The 17,543-nt window shown below is 49.0% G+C and carries 12 protein-coding genes; 4 read left to right on the top strand and 8 right to left on the bottom strand.

Annotated features, from left to right (window positions below):
- Position 1: 1 nt before the first annotated feature.
- The 5 genes from BUC30_RS07240 to gltB all read right to left on the bottom strand — a co-directional run bounded on the left by BUC30_RS07240 (position 2) and on the right by gltB (position 9,669).
- Positions 2–1,516: a sigma 54-interacting transcriptional regulator gene (locus tag BUC30_RS07240; RefSeq protein WP_073424221.1), complete on the bottom strand. Its 1,515-nt coding sequence runs from the start codon at positions 1,514–1,516 to the stop codon at positions 2–4.
- Between the two features lie 66 nt (positions 1,517–1,582).
- On the bottom strand, positions 1,583–2,791 hold the full coding sequence (locus BUC30_RS07235) for an LL-diaminopimelate aminotransferase (protein WP_073424220.1): 1,209 nt from the start codon (positions 2,789–2,791) through the stop codon (positions 1,583–1,585).
- A gap of 55 nt (positions 2,792–2,846) precedes the next feature.
- On the bottom strand, positions 2,847–3,653 hold the full coding sequence (gene dapF, locus BUC30_RS07230; protein ID WP_073424219.1) for a diaminopimelate epimerase: 807 nt from the start codon (positions 3,651–3,653) through the stop codon (positions 2,847–2,849).
- A 211-nt stretch (positions 3,654–3,864) separates the two neighbouring features.
- Positions 3,865–5,229, bottom strand: coding sequence for a glutamate synthase subunit beta (locus tag BUC30_RS07225; protein ID WP_073424218.1), 1,365 nt, complete (start codon positions 5,227–5,229; stop codon positions 3,865–3,867).
- Between the two features lie 18 nt (positions 5,230–5,247).
- A complete protein-coding gene (gene gltB, locus BUC30_RS07220) occupies positions 5,248–9,669 on the bottom strand; it encodes a glutamate synthase large subunit (RefSeq protein WP_073424217.1) in 4,422 nt (1,473 codons plus the stop codon).
- 281 nt (positions 9,670–9,950) lie between these two features.
- On the opposite strand from gltB, the gene BUC30_RS07215 reads away from it, so the two are divergent.
- Positions 9,951–11,462: a carboxypeptidase-like regulatory domain-containing protein gene (locus BUC30_RS07215; protein WP_139260806.1), complete on the top strand. Its 1,512-nt coding sequence runs from the start codon at positions 9,951–9,953 to the stop codon at positions 11,460–11,462.
- Between the two features lie 161 nt (positions 11,463–11,623).
- The gene (locus tag BUC30_RS07210) at positions 11,624–12,094 is read left to right on the top strand and encodes a formate/nitrite transporter family protein (RefSeq protein WP_244536538.1); all 471 of its coding nucleotides are present in this window, start codon (positions 11,624–11,626) and stop codon (positions 12,092–12,094) included.
- A 290-nt stretch (positions 12,095–12,384) separates the two neighbouring features.
- On the opposite strand, the gene BUC30_RS07205 is transcribed toward BUC30_RS07210, so the two are convergent.
- The 3 genes from BUC30_RS07205 to BUC30_RS07195 all read right to left on the bottom strand — a co-directional run bounded on the left by BUC30_RS07205 (position 12,385) and on the right by BUC30_RS07195 (position 16,381).
- Positions 12,385–14,022 carry a cellulase family glycosylhydrolase gene (locus BUC30_RS07205; RefSeq protein WP_073424215.1) on the bottom strand — a complete coding sequence of 546 codons (1,638 nt, stop codon included), beginning with the start codon at positions 14,020–14,022 and terminating at the stop codon, positions 12,385–12,387.
- A 133-nt stretch (positions 14,023–14,155) separates the two neighbouring features.
- On the bottom strand, positions 14,156–15,049 hold the full coding sequence (locus tag BUC30_RS07200; protein WP_244536537.1) for a TIGR03915 family putative DNA repair protein: 894 nt from the start codon (positions 15,047–15,049) through the stop codon (positions 14,156–14,158).
- A gap of 33 nt (positions 15,050–15,082) precedes the next feature.
- Entirely contained in the window at positions 15,083–16,381 is a 1,299-nt protein-coding gene (locus tag BUC30_RS07195; RefSeq protein ID WP_073424213.1) for a putative DNA modification/repair radical SAM protein, read from the bottom strand.
- A 620-nt stretch (positions 16,382–17,001) separates the two neighbouring features.
- Between BUC30_RS07195 and BUC30_RS16090 the strand changes: the two genes are divergently transcribed.
- Positions 17,002–17,154 carry a hypothetical protein gene (locus BUC30_RS16090; RefSeq protein WP_163442696.1) on the top strand — a complete coding sequence of 51 codons (153 nt, stop codon included), beginning with the start codon at positions 17,002–17,004 and terminating at the stop codon, positions 17,152–17,154.
- Between the two features lie 156 nt (positions 17,155–17,310).
- A complete protein-coding gene (locus tag BUC30_RS07190; RefSeq protein ID WP_235002942.1) occupies positions 17,311–17,511 on the top strand; it encodes a hypothetical protein in 201 nt (66 codons plus the stop codon).
- Positions 17,512–17,543: the final 32 nt, after the last annotated feature.

Genomic DNA, 17,543 nt, shown 5'->3' with positions numbered 1-17,543 from the left:
TTTATTTTGTAATCAATCCTAGTTTGTTCATTCGATAATTCATCATTCGCGGAGAAATGCCAAGTTCGCGGCCCGCTGCCGAAATATTACCGTCGTTGCGCTTGATAGCTTCTGTGATCAATTCCTTTTCGTAATTGCACATCATCACGTCAAGCGGAGCGTGATCGGTAATGATTTTTCCGGTGCCCGTACTTAAGCTTGTCTGCAATGAAGGCGGAAGATTGTAGCTATGGATGCAATCGTCTGTTGCCGTAAGCACGGCGCGTTCAATGCAGTTTTCAAGTTCACGGACGTTACCCGGCCAATGATAACTCATCAAAAGATTAATTGCTGTTGTGGACAAGCGAACAATCTTTTTGCCGTACCTGAGATTCATCTTTTCAATGAAATGCTCGGCAAGCAAAATAATGTCGCTCTGGCGCTTTGCCAAATCCGGCATCGCAATCGGGAAAATATTCAAGCGGTAGAACAAGTCTTCGCGGAAGAGTTTCTTTTCCATGAGTTCTTCGAGGTTGCGGCTTGTGGCTGCCAAGAAGCGAACATCAGAATGGAGTTCTTCGTTGCTGCCGACTCGGCTGAACGTGCGTTCTTGCAAAAAGCGCAACAGCTTGACCTGAGTCTGCATTGTCAAATCGCCAATTTCGTCGAGGAAGAGCGTTCCGCCATCGGCAATTTCTGCACGGCCCTTGCGCATGTTAATGGCTCCTGTGAATGCGCCTTTTTCGTGACCGAAAAGTTCGCTTTCCACAAGATTCTCTGGGAGGGCTGCGCAGTTGAGCGTTACAAACGGCTTGTCTTTACGAGATGAAAGCTGCACAATTGCACGAGCGATCATCTCTTTACCCGTACCGCTACCACCGCGAATAAGCACGGTCGCATCCGACGGAGCGACTTGACGCACTTGTTCGTACACAATCTGCATTTCGCGGCAGTTGCCAACAAGTTCACTCGGCTTACCGCTGAGCATGTCACGCAACTTCTGGTTTTCGTCAATCAAGGACTGGCGTTCCACAAGCATTGTCTGGCATTCGCTAGCGGCATCACCCGTAATGTTCGCGATAATTTCCAAAAGTGCGACATCGCGGTCCAGATCCGTCGTCACATCGACAGGACGGTCAACTGAAAGCGTTCCGATAATTTGTTCATCGTGAATCAAAGGAACGCAGATAAATGCGACCTGGCTATCGTAATTGCGTGCGCCTGTGCGGTTCAAGAATCGAGAATCCTTGCGCAAGTCGGGAATCACGTGGCTGCGGCCTGTTTCTGCCACATGTCCAGTGATGCCCTCGCCCACCTGATATTGGCCAAGGCGCTTTTTCTTTTCATCAAGTCCATGCGATGCTTCAATTTTTAAGGTATTACCGAACAGCAAAGTAAACGTGCCGTTCAGCATTCCCATGTCGGTATCCAAAATGGTGAGCACATTATCCAAGAGCTTTTCAACGTTTCTCTCGTGGATAATGATTGTGCTGATCTTTTGAACGACCGCGATTTCTGAACCTATTGGTTGTTTCATAATTTGTAAAATAGTAAATGATTGTTATATACTAAAGGGCTTTGACCAATAACTAATGACTTAGTTTTACAACTTTTCTCTAATGCGCTTGAGGGCAACTGCAGTCTGATCTGGGTCGCCAAAAGCGGTCAGGCGGAAATAGCCTTCACCGCAGGGACCAAAACCACTACCCGGCGTGCCGACAACTTCGCAAGTGGCAAGCAAGCGGTCAAAGAAGTCAAACGATTTTTCGCCTTCCGGCAATTTCCACCAAATATAAGGAGCGTGTTCGCCACCGAAAACGGTATAACCGCATTCCGTCAATTCCTTACGGATTCTTGCAGCTGTAGCCATATAACCGTTGATGACTGCCTTTGTCTGTTCCCAGCCTTCCGGTGTGTAAATAGCTTCTGCAGCGCGCTGTGTCACGTAGCTTACTCCGTTGAACTTAGTGCACTGACGGCGGTTCCACATGGCACGGAGCTTTTCAAGTTCGTGCGGGACAATTGTGTATGCGCAACGAACGCCCGTGAATCCGGCGGTCTTACTGAAGCTGCGGAATTCAATGGCACAAGTGCGAGCGCCCGGAATTTCGTAAATGGAGTGCGGGAGCTTTTCGTCGCGGATGTAGCAGTTGTATGCACCATCGAACAAAATAATTGCACCAGTTTCGTTGGCGTAATCCACAAACTTCTGGAGCGTTTCACGAGTGAGCACCGTACCGGTCGGGTTGTTCGGGCTGCAAAGATAAATCAATTGGACGGGATTCTTGGGCAAGTCCGGCTGGAAGTTGTTTTCTGCCGTTGAGGCGAGATAAGTCACTTCGGAGAAATGACCGTCGTCCTGAAGAACCCCTGTACGGCCTGCCATCACGTTGCTATCGAGATACACGGGGTAAACCGGGTCCGGGATTGCGATTTTGGCATCTGCCGAGAAGAGTTCCTGGATGTTTGCAACATCGCACTTGGAACCATCGCTCACGAACACATCGTTCGGATCCATTTCAATGCCGCGCGGAGTGTATTCGCCACGGATAATGGCTTCGCGAAGGAAATCATAACCTTGTTCTGGACCGTAACCGCGGAACGTCCACTTGACACCCATTTCGTTCACGGCCTTGTGCATGGCTTCGATTACAGCGGGGATAATCGGAGAGGTCACATCGCCAATGCCCAAGCGGATGATGTCTGCATTTTCGTGGGTGCCCTGGTATTCCTTGATTTTCTTGGCAATTGTTGAAAAAAGGTAACTGCCAGGAAGACGATCGTAGTACGGATTGATGATTGAATTGTTCATTTTTAAGTATTCGGTTTTAGGTAATAGGTTTTACGAGCTCTCTCGTCTAAACGATTTAGATTTCGCCCTTAAAGACTTCTTTTGCGGGGCCGGTCATAAAGACGGGGCCGCCTTCTTCGTGCTTGATGTGAAGCGTTCCGCCATCCAAGACAACGTCTGCTTCGAGACCGATGCGACCTGTGCGCTGAGCGGCAACAAGCGTTGCGCAGCTTCCGGTGCCACAAGCCATCGTCACGCCACAACCGCGTTCCCAGACGCGCATGCGGATCGTATTTTCGTTGATCACTTGTGCAAATTCGATGTTGCAACGGTCAGGGAAAATCTTGTCCACTTCGAGGATGCTTCCCCAATTTTCAAGCTGGATTTTTTCGATGTCGTCTACGAAGATAACGGTATGCGGGTTGCCCATAGAAACTGTTACGCCCGTAAAATCAAAAGTGTCTGCCGTAAGCTTGATGGTTCCCAAGAATTCGCGCGGGAGGCCCATATTTACACAAACACGGCCATCCGGCAGAACGGATGGCTTTACAAGACCGCTTTTGGTGTGCAAAACAAAATTGCTATCATCGCTAAGACCGCGACTTTGGATAAATTTCGCAACACAACGCGTGGCGTTTCCGCACATGGCGGCTTCGGAGCCGTCTGCGTTGAAGATGCGCATTTCAAATTCGTTGCTTTTTACATTTTCGTTTATCGGAGTCACGACAACTACTCCATCAGCGCCAATGCCAAAGCGTCTATCGCAAAGTTCAATTACACGCTGTTCCAGAGCCTTGCCCGGAGTCATGTCGAAAGACTCACCAGGTTCGACAAGAACGAAGTCGTTGCCGAGACCAGTCCATTTTGAAAATTTTAAAGACATAAAATGTAATCCTTTTTACGCTATTCGCGCTCTATAGGCAAAAATCGTGCCACTTTTACAATTTCAGTAAAAGCGCTGATTTTGAAGTAATTTCAAGGATTTTGAAAATTAAGAGATTTTCAGGAAATGAAATATTTTACAAAATGTGTAAAAACAAGAAAAGAGTTTTACAAAAATTGTAAAACTCTTGAGTTTCAGGAACGGAGATGTATTACTTGAGTCGGTTTACGACCTGCTTAGCGCTTGCCATGGCGCGAACCACAAGCGAAGCTCCGTTAGCACAGTCACCGACCGCGTAAATGTTACGTGCTGGGTCCGGGATGATTGCCGTACGTGGCGTAAGTTTCAAGCCCAAGTCGTTCACGAGGCCTTCCGCCGGAACGCCTGTAAAGCCCATGGCGAGCACGACCAAATCAGCTTCGATGATTTCCGTAGAATTCGGAACTTCATTCGGCTTGAGCGGCTTGCCGAGCGGAGACATGTCCCATTCGACACGGACTGCTTCGACACCGGCCACGTGACCGTCCTTGACAATAAACTGCTTGGACGAAACATTCCAGCGACGTTCGCCGCCTTCGTGGTGTGCGTAGCTTGTGCGCAGCAAGTACGGCCAATCCGGCCACGGCGTAGAGGGTGAACGAGTCTCAGGCGGCTTCGGCATGAATTCCACCTGGAGAACGCTCTTGCATCCTTCACGGATAGCTTTACCCACGCAGTCGTTACCCGTATCGCCACCGCCAATGATCAAGACCTTTTTGCCCTTGGCGTTGTACTTTTCCGGATCCTTGCAATCAGGCATTTCGGCACCGTGCAAGTAATCGAGAGCGAGGTAAATGCCTTCGGCTTCACGGCCCGGGATTTTCAAGTCACGAGCGTTCGGCGTACCAATGGCGAGGAATGTGTAATCGAAATTGCGGTGGATGTATTCAGCAGAAATATCCTTGCCGATTTCGGTATTGCAAATAAACTTGATGCCAGCGGCTTCGAGGAGAGCTACGCGGCGGTCAATCACCTGCTTTTCGAGCTTCCAGTTCGGAATGCCGTAACGCAGGAGTCCACCCGGCTTTTCGTGTTTTTCGTAAACCGTCACGGCAAAGCCTTTGCGACGGAGCGCTTCGGCAGCAAACAAGCCCGCAGGACCAGCGCCAATCACGGCGGCAGTCTTTCCGTTCGATTCAGCCGTCGGGAGACTCACCCAGCCTTCTTCGAAGGCTGTTTCGATCATGAACTTTTCGACCTGACGGACCATCACGGCATCGTCATTCAAGTTACGCGTGCAGCAAGATTCGCAAAGAGCCGGACAAACGCGTCCCGTGAATTCCGGGAAGAAAGCCGTCTTGCTAATGATATCGTAACCCTTGCGGATATCGCCTGCAGCAACCGCTTCGTTAAATTCCGGAACGAGGTTTCCGAGCGGGCAACCTGCACCGTGGCAGAAAGGCACGCCGCAATTTGAGCAGCGACCGGCCTGAGCCACAATTTCAACGGCAGTCAACGGGCGTTCAACTTCTTTCACGTCCTTGACACGTTCATCAACCGGACGGTAAACATCTTGTATTCTCTGTACTGTTTCCATTATATCCTCCGTACCGGTTTACTTCTGAGTGTGCATAGCTAAAGCGTGACGGTATTCAACCGGGAATACCTTTACAAATTTCGGACGGGCATCATTCCAGTCTTCGAGAATGCGCTTGCCCTTTGCAGAACCAGTAGCTTCGACGTGCTGCTTGATGATGTCGAGGAGTTCCTTTTCGCTTTCCGTACCCGGAAGCACGCTTTCAAGGTCCACAGAATCCACGTTGCAGCTCAAGTCAAAGTGACCCGTTTCGTCGTAGACGTAAGCGAGACCACCCGTCATACCGGCAGCGAAGTTCACGCCCACGCGACCGAGCACGACCACACGACCACCCGTCATGTATTCGCAACCATGGTCACCAACGCCTTCAGAGACGAGGAGCATACCGGAGTTACGGATACCGAAGCGTTCGCCAGCGAGACCGTTGATGAACACCTTACCGCTTGTGCCACCGTAACCGATGACGTTGCCAGCGATGACGTTGTCTTCGGCCTTGAACGTTGCGTTGTGCGGCGGGCGAACGATAATCTTACCACCGCTGAGTCCCTTTGCCATAAAGTCGTTGACTTCACCTTCGAGGTCAAGCGTAACACCCGGAGCGAGGAATGCACCGAAGCTCTGGCCAGCAACACCCTGCAAATGAATCTTGATCGTATCTTCTGGGAGACCCTTTGCACCGTAGAAGTCATCCACGTAGCCAGAAGTTTCTGTACCGACCGTACGGTCCGTATTGTGGATCATAGCACAAAGTTCAACCGATTTGCCTTCCTTGAAGGAATCCTGAACGAACGGGAGAATTTCGCGGCGGTCAAAGTTGACGAGTTCTTCGGGTTCATAATTTTCATCGAAGGACTTACAGCCTTCAACAGTCTGGAAGACCTTGCTGAAGTCGAGGTGCTTTGCCTTGTAGAATTCAATAGCGTGGTTCACATCGAGCAAGTCGCTGCGGCCGCAGGCTTCATGGAGGCTCTTGAGACCGAGGCTTGCGAGGATTTCGCGGACTTCGTCAGCGATGAAGAACAAGAAGTTCTTGACGTATTCCGGCTTGCCCTTGAAGTGCTTGCGGAGTTCCGGATCCTGCGTAGCAAGGCCCATCGGGCACTGGTTCGTATGGCAGCGGCGGTCCATAATGCAGCCTAGCGATACGAGCAAGTTCGTGGCAAAGCCAAATTCTTCGGCACCGAGGAGAGCACCAATCACAACGTCACGACCGGTCTTGAGCTGACCATCGACCTGGAGCTTCACGCGACCACGGAGGTTGTTCAAAACGAGAGTCTGTTCCGCTTCAGCAATACCAAGTTCCCATGGGAGGCCGGCATGCTTGATGGAGGTGAGCGGAGATGCGCCCGTACCACCATCGTGACCAGAGATGAGAACGACGTTTGCGTGAGCCTTGGCAACACCGGCTGCAATCGTACCGACACCGACTTCGGACACGAGCTTCACAGAAACACGAGCCTTCGGGTTGGAGTTGTGCAAGTCGTAAATGAGCTGAGCCAAGTCTTCGATGGAGTAAATATCGTGGTGCGGCGGCGGAGAAATGAGCGACACATTCGGGATAGAGTGACGCACGCGAGCCACAAATTCATTCACCTTACGAGCAGGGAGCTGACCACCTTCACCCGGCTTTGCGCCCTGAGCCATCTTGATTTGCAAATCCTTAGCGTGACGGAGATAGTCAATTGTCACACCGAAACGACCAGAAGCGATCTGGCGAATAGCAGAGCTGCGGATTTCACCGTTCGGCCCCGGAGTATTGCGATCCGGGTCTTCACCACCTTCACCGCAGTTGCTCATGGCACCCACGCTGTTCATGGCGATAGCGATAGTTTCGTGAGCTTCCGGGCTCAAGGAGCCAAGGCTCATAGCGCCAGCGACAAAGTGCTTGACGATGCTTTCACGAGATTCGACTTCGGAAATATCAATCGGAGTCGTTTCCTTGAACTTGAAGAGACCGCGGAGCGTTGCGAGACGTTCGGACTGGTCGTCAATGAGTTTGGAGTAAGCCTTGAACTTTTCGTAATCGCCCATCTGCACAGCCTGACGGAATGCAGCGATGGACTGCGGAGTCCACAAGTGGCGTTCGCCTTCGCTGCGATAGCGGTACTGACCGCCTTCCTTGAGAACGCTGCTAGCGTCGGCAAGAGCGATGTGGCAACGAGCGTCGATTTCCTGAGCGATTTCCTTGAGACCGATACCTTCGATGCGGCTTGCAGTACCCGGGAGGTACTTGTCGATAAATTCGCGGTTGAGACCGACGGCTTCGAAAATTTGAGCGCTGCGGTAGCTGCGGAGCGTAGAGATACCCATCTTGGACATGATCTTCAAGAGACCCTTGTCCACAGCCTTGATGTAGTTGGCCGCTGCCGTGACCGGGTCCACATCGAGTTCGCCGGTATGGCACATGTTCGTGATGCTTTCGAGAGCGAGATACGGGTTGATGACCGTTGCGCCGTAACCGAGCAAAAGGGCAAAATGCATGACTTCGCGAACTTCACCGGACTGCACAATCAAACCGATTTCCGGACGGACGCCAGCTTCGACGAGTGAGCGGTTCACGCAAGCGGTAGCCAAGAGCGACGGCATCGGGACATAGCCCCAATCCACGTTCTTATCGGAAAGGACTATGATGTTGAAGCCGTCCTGCACGGCGCGGATAGCGTCGCCAGCGAGCTTCTGCAAAGCTTCTTCGAGAACTTCGCCATTGCCGCCAATCGGGAACTGCATCTTGAGCACCTTAGCGGTAAAGCTCTTGTCGCCGATGTTTTCGAAACGGCGGATTTCGTCTTCGGTCACAACCGGACGCGGAATCTTGATGAGGTGAGCCTGTTCCGGAGTTTCTTCGAGAATGTTGCCGTGGTTACCGATGTAGGTCGTAAGGCTCATCACGAGTTCTTCACGAATCGGGTCAATCGGCGGGTTCGTCACCTGGGCGAACAGCTGCTTGAAGTAGTTGAACAACGGCTGCGGCTTGTCAGAAAGCACGGCGAGAGCGGCGTCGTTACCCATGGAACCGAGCGGTTCTGCGCCCGTCTTTGCCATCGGCTGCAAAATCACGCTCAAGTCTTCGGCAGAGTAACCAAAGCGCTTCTGCTGGATAAGCAAATCGGCAGGAACGTCAGACGGATTGATTTCGCTGAAGAGGCCACGAACGCTCATCTTGTTTTCGGCAACCCAGCGGCGGTACGGCTTGCTGCGGGCGACGAGAGCCTTCATTTCCGCATTCTTCAAGATGCGGTGGTTTTCAATATCGAGGTAAATGATTTCACCCGGTTTTAAACGACCCTTTTCTTCAACTTGGTCGTCGTCGATGTCGAGCACACCCGTTTCGGATGCCATGACAAACAAACCGTCTTTACATAAAGTGTAACGTGCCGGACGGAGACCGTTGCGGTCCAAAATGGCACCAGCGTTCACGCCGTCGGAGAATGCGACCGCTGCCGGGCCGTCCCACGGTTCCATCAACATGGATTCGTATTCGAAGAAACCACGCACATCGCGGCCGAGGTAATGCTTTGCACCCCAAGCCTGCGGCATCATCATGAGCATCGCATGCGGGAGGCTACGGCCAGCGGCCACCAAAAGTTCAAACATGTTGTCGAGGCTAGCGGAGTCACTCTGGCCTGCGGCAATCAGCGGCAAGCACTTCTGCAAATCTTCGCCAATGCGGTCGCTCTTGAGGTACGGTTCACGAGCCTTGAGACTGTTCAGGTTACCGCGGAGCGTGTTGATTTCGCCGTTGTGAGCGAGGTAGCGGAACGGATGGGCCAAGGGCCAAGTCGGGAACGTGTTGGTCGAATAACGCTGGTGGACAAGTGCAATAGCACTTTCGAAATCGTTATCCTTCAAATCCTTGTAAAAGCCTTCGATCTGTGTGGCGAGCAAGAGGCCCTTATAAACAATCGTCTTGGAGCTGCAAGAGCAGATGTAGAGGTTCTTGACAGACTTTTCGATCAAGCGGCGGAGCACAAACAGCTTGATTTCGAATGCTTCGTTCGATTCGAACTTGGAACCGTCAAAAATGTACTGACGGATGTGCGGAAGCGTTTCGCGAGCCGTGTGACCGATAGCGGACGGGTCCACCGGAACTTCACGGATCTTGACAACCGGAGCACCTTCAGCAGCAGCGAACTTTTCAATTTCTGCATCGGCAGAATCGGCAGCCACAGTATTTTCGACAAAGATCATCGCCACGCCGTAACGGCTCGGAAGATCGTTGTAGATCTTGTGGAAGAACTTGTGCGGCATCGAAAGCAAAAGGCCGGCACCATCACCCGTTTCCGGGTCACCACCCGTTGCACCACGATGGAGGAGGCGCTTTAAGACGGTGATACCCTGGACAACAATCTGGTGAGAAGCGATATTATTTATATTGGCGACCAAGCCGACGCCGCAGGCGTCATGTTCGTTGGCTGGATCGTAAAGAGCTTGTGCTTGCATAGAAATCCTTTTTAGTTTTTGCGCCCTATATGCAAAAACTGTGCCAACTCGCTACAAAATGCGTAAAGCCCGCTTCAATTCATGAAAAAGCGGTTAAAAATGTAAAAGAAAGAAATTTCTGAACAGAATCTCTAAAATTTGATGCAAACACGGTTTACAGTTTTTGAAATTAAATTTTGAATTTTTACAAAATACGTAAAATCAGAAAGCTATTCCAAAAGTTTTCCAAAATGTTGTTGTAAATCAACTATTTTTGTATTATAACATTCAAGATGACTAATATGATGAAAAAATTCAAGTTTGGATCCTTTGGGGCGTTGGCTATTTTATTGGTTTTTATTTACGCATGCAGTGACAACGGAACCGATAGTGATTATCCGCGAACAAAATATCCCCAAATAAAAGATTACTCAAGAAAGACAATTGTGGGTACAGTCATCAACGCCGACAGCGTCCCCCAAGCTCACGCTCGAATCTATATTACCGGAGTTGATTCCACCACTCAACACGCCTATATCATGGATTCAACCGAAGCCGATAAAAATGGATATTATTCCATCGTTACAGATGGCGATAAACACCGTTACAGATTGCTTGCCAAAACGACGACCGATCCCGACACGTTATTTGGATTTGAAACCTACGTTTATACATTTTGGGATACTCCTTATCCAGACTCGTTCGAATTCGATATAGAAGTCGGTGAACCCGCCTCAGTGCAATTCTATTTACGCTACAGAGATTACGATTCCATTTGCCTAGAAGGTTCCTTTGCCTGCGCTACAATTACCGAAAACGATCGAGAAAAAGGCTTTGTCATTATTCGTGACGTACCTCCAGGATCTTACGAAACATACACAGGTTGGAGAGATGGCAAAGCCAATGCCAACCCATTACTACTGAGGCCCAAACATATTCGTGCCGGTTCAACGTATTTCTGGGCAAACGGATTTTTAAAAGGACACGAAGCCGGAACTTTGGATCTCTCGATTCCGCCAAAAGCTTTAGCTATTTTAGACTCAGCAAAGCTCCCCCACATATTAAATAACCTCATCATCCCTGTCTTTAAAAAAGAAAATTACGATGCTCTAATGGATGATCGCGGGAACGAAATAATAATGTCCAAAGCCAAAAACGAGACGGATTCAAGCCGTTTTTGGATAATTCCCGATTCCATAGGTTATGCCAATCAAAAGATTCGATGGATTGACGCATTCGATCAAAATGAACAACGGCAAAAAAGAAACCTTTGGCTCCTTTATTCAAAAATCAACGCGGACTCCATTGATATAGGTTATGATTTTAACCCTTGGGATTCTAGCTATGCTGTCAGTTTTTGGATTGAATCTCTCAGCGACTCACGCAAACAAGTCTCGCTAGTCTCGGTCGGCAACGATTCTCTTGGTTTCAAAATAACCCAATGCCCCAAAAACACCCGACAAATTTGCATGAGAATTTTAGATAAAAATGATTCGACCTCTATAGATTCGACAATTTACTGCAGTGAAAAAATTTTTGATAGCAAACGCCACCACTTATCGATAGTTATCCACAAAGACCTTGTGATGATCGCAATAGATGGCAAAACAGTCTACGAAACCAGTATGGATTTAACAATGAATTTCTTTAAGGCGCTTCGATACTCGATAATTGGCGATATTCCAATGAAAAATTTTATCGTGTACAAAATCGACAAGGACATCCGCACCCCCAATGACAACGACTGGACCCGCCTCAAAGCATGGCTTATGGCGTTTTATGAACTTCAAGCCTCTGTTTCATCAGATAAATGATGCGATTTACAATTTTTGACGCTAAATTTCGCAATTTTGTCGGTTACGAATCGTGAAAATTGAGGCTTAATTAATTTTGTAAGAAAAATTTAAGTTTTATAACGTATTTGTGGACAAAAATTGGAAAATGAGCGCTGTTTAAAAATTTTAAATTTGGCGCCATGATTAATTTTATCAAGTCTATTTACTCCGGTTTGTGCATTGGGCTCGGCGGAACGGTTTACCTTTCTTGCGACAATAAGATCCTCGGGTCGTTCTTGTTCGGACTGGGGCTTTTTACGATTTTGAATTTCGGATTCAACCTTTTTACGGGTAAGGTCGGCTATTTCGTCAACAATAAGATTAATTATTGGGGATTTTTAGGAATTGTTTGGCTCGGAAATTTCATTGGAACGTTCGTTTTCGCGAAGTTAATGGCAGCGACTCGCTATGGTGCGGCACTTCAAGCGAAAGCAAATGCTCTTTGCGTTATCAAGGACGGCGATGGTTTTGCAAGTTTGCTCGTGCTCGGGATTTTCTGCGGAATGCTCATGTTCATCGCTGCTGACGGCTACAAGACCGTAGAAAACCAGGTCGGGAAAGTTTTCATCGTGTTCCTCCCGGTGATGGTCTTTATCTTAAGCGGTTTCTAGCACTGCATTGCAGACATGTTCTATTTCTCGCTTGCAGGCGACTTTTCAATGACAATGCTCAAAGCGCTTGTCGCAATTACAATTGGCAATTCCATTGGCGGTGGACTCATCCCACTCATGCAAAAGTTGAACGCCAAGTCCGCAAAAGCGTAAGAAAAAACTTCCTACAGAAAAAAGCGCAATCCATGAGGGATTGCGCTTTTTTTCAAGAAATAATGGATTCCCTCCCTTCGGTCGAGAATGACAATTCTAAGGATGAAAAGTCAAAAAGGACCGCGGAAGGTAACGTTTTATCCGAGGTCTTTGATGACCATGATGCCGCTGCGTTCGATCTTCGGGTATTGACGCATGCCTTCCCCGCCCTTACCCTTGTCGAGAATTTCGAGGAGCTTGCCATCTGTGGAGTACAGGTGCAGTTCCCACGGGCCGTTCGGTGCGTTGAAGTAACCGGAGTTCTTTTGCACGTTGCGCTGGAACGTTCTATTCAAACGGTCGGCAACGCTGCGGGCATGAACTAGTGAAACGTCTGCGAGATTCCAGGAAATCGGCACGCCACCCATGTCGAATATGAGTACAGCATCGACATCGGTTTCTTCCTTCATCGTGAATTTCCAACTGAAGTTCTGCCAGCTCGTGCTCAAGTCAAGAATACGGCCGTTTGCATACGGCGTATAGCTTTCGCAGTCCTTCTTGATGTTCACGTTGAGCGTACGCGGCTTGTCAGCCTTGGCACGCATGCTAAAGATGTACGTTACACCCTTGTGGAGCGCAAAATGCTGCTTGAACTGGAGATTCCAGGAATCCTTGCCGCCCTTCTTGATGTCGAAATGCACAACGCCATCTTTGACGGTGACATCGCCCTTTCCACCCCAGAAATCGGTGGTCCAACCTGAAAGCGGATCTTCGGCGTTGAATTCACCGTTTTCGATGATGTTCGCACCAGTTCCCTGAGAACCGGTCGTGAAATCCTTGTTCTGGATAAAGTTCGGAATCACACTTGTGTTCTGGATGCCGAGAGGACTGTCTACTGCGACTTCCTTACCCCAGCCAAGAAGCGTGTTGTAGGAACCGTGAACTGTCATGTCCATTTCCGGACTGTCGAAGTTACCCGGACCCCAACTCCATGCGAGCCAGCCGATGTTCAAGCGTTCGCATTCCGACATGATGAACTTGTACGGAATTTCACGAACACCGCCTGCAGCCACCGGAGCAAATTCACCGACAATCAGGGGAATCTTACGCTTGAGGGATTCTTCGAGCGTACCCTTGATGCGGTCCTTGACGGTTTCGTAGCCTGTTGCCACCGGATTGTGGCGTTCGGTCGGCCACCACATGTGAATCGAGAAAATCAAGTTGTGTTCGGGGTCTGCCTGCAAAAGTTTCGGGCCCACGTTCAACAAATTCTTTTCGTTCTGGCCCCATTCGTCGGCGTCGATCATAATCGGCACACGCACACCAGAGGCGCGGAGCTTTGTAACGATGATGTTATAGGCGTTGAAAAAGTCATCGGCGCTCTGGGCCTTGTCGCCCGGTTCGTTACCGATGTTCAAAATCAAGTATTCCTGATGATTGTAAATCATCTGGAGTGTTTCTTCGCGAAGCCAAAATTCAAGGGCGTCGCTCAGGCGGTCCCAGTTACCGGTTGTGTCATGAATTTCCGGGATAGGAATCATGCCGTTGGCAATACAAAGCGAAATAATGTTGTCGAGGTCGCTGATGCGGCCTCGAGTATTCCAAACAATTCTTACACAGTTTGCGCCAGTCTTTGCAATTTCGGGAATGGTCTTGCCTTCACGATCCGTCCAAATAAACATGTGGTTTACACCACGAAGAACAACCTTTTCGTTGTCCTTGCTATACAGAAAAGAATCTTGAACGAAAAAGCCCGGTTTCACAGATGAGCCGTTCATGTCTTTAATTTTCTCCATAATGTCAATTAATCCATTATAAATATACAACTAAATGTTTTTTTAGAGCCAAAATTTTTTCGCATATATAAAAAATTCAGCGCTCAACCATGGACTTTTCAAGCAAAATATGTGCCACAAGGCGTAAGCTCGGCTATTTGAGCCTTATGGATGCTGACGCGTTTGATTTGGCGACTTCAGATGGAAGTTGCGGCGGCACTACATTTCCGATGTTTTTCGCCGAGTAGTTCGATAACGAACGTTCAGGAAGATGTTTCCAGTAGCGTACAGGCAGGCAACGTCGAAGAAGGCGCGGGTTGAGCCGCTCCTTGATCGCCATCGTGTCGTAGTAAGACTTCCACATTCGCGTAAATTCATCTGGAGGTGCATGCGCTGAAATGTAACTTGGATCAGGAACCGTTACAAAATGTGTCCGGTAATTCTCGTAATAGACGCCAAAGCCTCGCTTGACATCGATAATCGCCCATGTGCCGTTGGGGTAACGGCATCGGAAATGCCCGACAATCATTTCGAGAATGTCGTACTTGGGCTCGATTTCGGCGATGTACATACCATCGGGGGCTTTATTGAAGCGCACCATTCCGTACATGTTGTCCATTTCGCGGCGCACGGAACGCGCGATGGTAATGAGCGGAATCATTTCGAGACTTGACGGATTGCGGCCGTAATTCGGGTCTAGCCCCGCAAAAAGCTTGCGCAAGTACGCAAGAATGTTCATCTCGATGTTTGCGTCTTCGGAACGGAAACACGTTTCGAGTAAATTCAATACGTCCTTGCTTGCCGCTTTGGTAATAGCTCGTTTGAGGCGGTTGGCGGAATCTTCAGACGTTTCAACGTGGAAGGGTTGTGCGAAAAGGTCGCTTGCCGCTTCGTGTTCGGCTTCGTATGTGCGTTCGGCGACAAAGCAAGAAACATCGAGATGCTGACGGTAAATCTCGAAAACGGCACTCAAAAAGCCGTCGAAAGTAGAATCATAATGAATGGCGAGGGACATAATTTTGATGCGAAACTTAACTGGATCCTTCACGCTTTCGCGTTCAGGATGACGAGATGAGAATGGTTAGTTGTTTGCGATTGACAAAGCGTTAGTGTATGGTGCGGCTTTTGGCTGTGGCAGCGCTGCGGGCATGGAGTCGAACAGGTCGAGTTGATCGTTCTTGGGTTTGCCTGCAATAAGCAAGGGGCGAATCATCTCAGGGTAAAGCTTGTGGAGTTCTCGCGGTACGTCGCTATCGTAGATGAAGTATTTTGCGCGCTTGAGCACCACCCCCATTTTCTTTAAATGCTCGAGCCTGATTTTAGAATAACGCCTTCCACTGACAATGAGCTGAGCTGACCTCACGCCAATGCCGGGCACGCGCAAAATCATCTCGTAATCGGCGGATTGCAAATCGACCGGGAAACATTCCGGATGGCGGAGTGCCCACATCACTTTCGGATCCAAATCCGGGTCCAGGAACGGATTTTTCTCGTCAAGAATCTCGTTGTACTCGAACTTGTAAAAACGCATGAGCCAGTCGGCCTGATAAAGCCGGTGTTCGCGTAAAAGTGGCGGTTTTGTGGTAATTACGGGCAAGCGCTTGTCTGCATTTATCGGAACATACCCCGAAAAATAAACACGCTTCATTTGCTGTTGCTTGTAAAATCCCGCCGAAAGCGTCAAAATCTGGAAGTCTGTTTCTCCCGACGCTCCGACAATCATTTGCGTACTCTGCCCTGCTGGCAAGAACTTCGGAGAGTACTTGGACTTGTCCGTTTTGTATTCAAGCTTGCGTTCCGCCAAGAAATTCATCGGGCGATAAATGGATGCAAAATTCTTTTCGGGCGCGAGGTATTGCAACTGCTTGTCCGAAGGAATTTCGATATTCACGCTGCTGCGGTCGGCATAAAGCCCGGCCTCGAACAAAAGCCTAGAACTTGCGCCGGGGATCGCCTTTAAATGAATGTAACCGCCAAAATGGTGTACCAAACGCAATTCCTTAGCCACCTTAATTAACAGTTCCATCGTGTAATCTGGTGTGCCAATCACAGCTGAGCTCAAGAAAAGCCCTTCAATGTAATTGCGGCGGTAAAATTCCAACGTGAGGTTAATGAGTTCTTTGGGAGTAAATGTCGCTCGTGGAATATCGTTACTGCGTCGGTTCACGCAATAGGCGCAATCGTATTTGCAAGCGTTACTGAACAGCACTTTCAATAGCGAAATGCAGCGACCATCGGCGCTCCATGTGTGGCAAATGCCCGAGCTATGCCCGCACCCCATTCCGCCTTTTGGCGAATTGCGCTTGGAACCGCTCGACGAGCACGAAACATCGTACTTGGCGGCATCGCCTAGAATGTTCAGTTTATCGCGTAAATCCATTTTTTCCCATCGTTTTTAACGACACACTTGTTTACTTGCCTTTTTGTTCACTAAATATAATATTAACTGCACAAAAAAGCAAGTGTAAAATGGCTCTGTCAAGCCAATCCGTATAAAAAGTAGGTGCTAGCAAACTTTTCTCAATTTGTAAGCCCCTAGAAAACTGCATTTTTACTTCAAAAACGCCATTTTTAGGTAGTTTTTAGGTTTCGGCGCCGCAGCATAACCACAGCCAAAAAATAGCCGTACGACCAGACTTGACAGAGCCGTGGCTAAAACCGCAGCGTTGGCGCAGTTTTTCGGAAATAACCACGCAGCTATATAAAAAGGCTTGACAGAGCCATAAAAACGGCTCTGTCAAGTCATTTTATACGGTTCCATTGCCATAGCAAAAAATGTCGGTTTCGTAAGCCCCTCCGAAGCTGTTTATTCACTACAGAATTGCAGAATTTAGACTTTTTTGGCCATTTTTGGTTTCCGCAGCGTTTCTACAGCCATACGATTTGGTGTGACAGAGCCGTGGTGATTTTTGCAGCCTAAAAACAGTTGGAATGCAGTGACCATGCAATTTTGTAAAAAAATACAGTTTGGCTTGACAGAGCCCCACAAGGAAGTGCAACATGAAGAATTCCGAAGTAATCAAGGTCACCAAGGGCCGCCAAAGAGAAGCCCTCAAAATCGTCAAGAGAATCGAAGCCAGGCTGATGGCATTCCAGACAAACAAAAAAAAACAACTGGGGCCACGCCGGTTCCATGGGCGCTCTCTGGGATAAACTCATTGAAACCGAAACCTTCACCGACTTTCTCAAGTAATAGGAGCGACGCCATGACCCTCGAACAAAAGATGGATTTCCTCATTGAGAACGGAATCGCCACCGAAGAAGAAATCAAGCTCGTGACCTGCATCAACGGCTGGAACGACGAAACGTTTGACGACATCTACTATGCCCGCGCCGGCCCACTGCAAGGTCAGCCATTGCTTGCCCGCTCACCGCGGCGAAGAAATCACGGACTCCGTGATGGACAATCTCGACGTGAACATGAGCTTCGAAGAAGCAGAAAACCGCTTGCATGCACACAAGGCTGTGCTGTGGCAGGTCATGAAGCCGACTAGCGAATTCGGTAAGTAATTTTCGGCAGGCAAACCGCCCGCTCAAAAAAT

The sequence above is a fragment of the Fibrobacter sp. UWB7 genome, from assembly GCF_900142945.1.
Lineage (GTDB): Bacteria > Fibrobacterota > Fibrobacteria > Fibrobacterales > Fibrobacteraceae > Fibrobacter.
Note: the sequence above shows the minus strand (reverse complement) of the source record. Positions and strands in the feature narration are given on the sequence as shown.

Coding starts and splice junctions, on each gene's coding strand:
- BUC30_RS07205 (WP_073424215.1), bottom strand. CDS start 14,022: ATGGAGAAAATTAAAGACATGAACGGCTCATCTGTGAAACCGGGCTTT.
- dapF (WP_073424219.1), bottom strand. CDS start 3,653: ATGTCTTTAAAATTTTCAAAATGGACTGGTCTCGGCAACGACTTCGTT.
- BUC30_RS07240 (WP_073424221.1), bottom strand. CDS start 1,516: ATGAAACAACCAATAGGTTCAGAAATCGCGGTCGTTCAAAAGATCAGC.
- BUC30_RS07235 (WP_073424220.1), bottom strand. CDS start 2,791: ATGAACAATTCAATCATCAATCCGTACTACGATCGTCTTCCTGGCAGT.
- BUC30_RS07195 (WP_073424213.1), bottom strand. CDS start 16,381: ATGGATTTACGCGATAAACTGAACATTCTAGGCGATGCCGCCAAGTAC.
- BUC30_RS07215 (WP_139260806.1), top strand. CDS start 9,951: ATGATGAAAAAATTCAAGTTTGGATCCTTTGGGGCGTTGGCTATTTTA.
- BUC30_RS07210 (WP_244536538.1), top strand. CDS start 11,624: ATGATTAATTTTATCAAGTCTATTTACTCCGGTTTGTGCATTGGGCTC.
- BUC30_RS07225 (WP_073424218.1), bottom strand. CDS start 5,229: ATGGAAACAGTACAGAGAATACAAGATGTTTACCGTCCGGTTGATGAA.
- gltB (WP_073424217.1), bottom strand. CDS start 9,669: ATGCAAGCACAAGCTCTTTACGATCCAGCCAACGAACATGACGCCTGC.
- BUC30_RS16090 (WP_163442696.1), top strand. CDS start 17,002: ATGAAGAATTCCGAAGTAATCAAGGTCACCAAGGGCCGCCAAAGAGAA.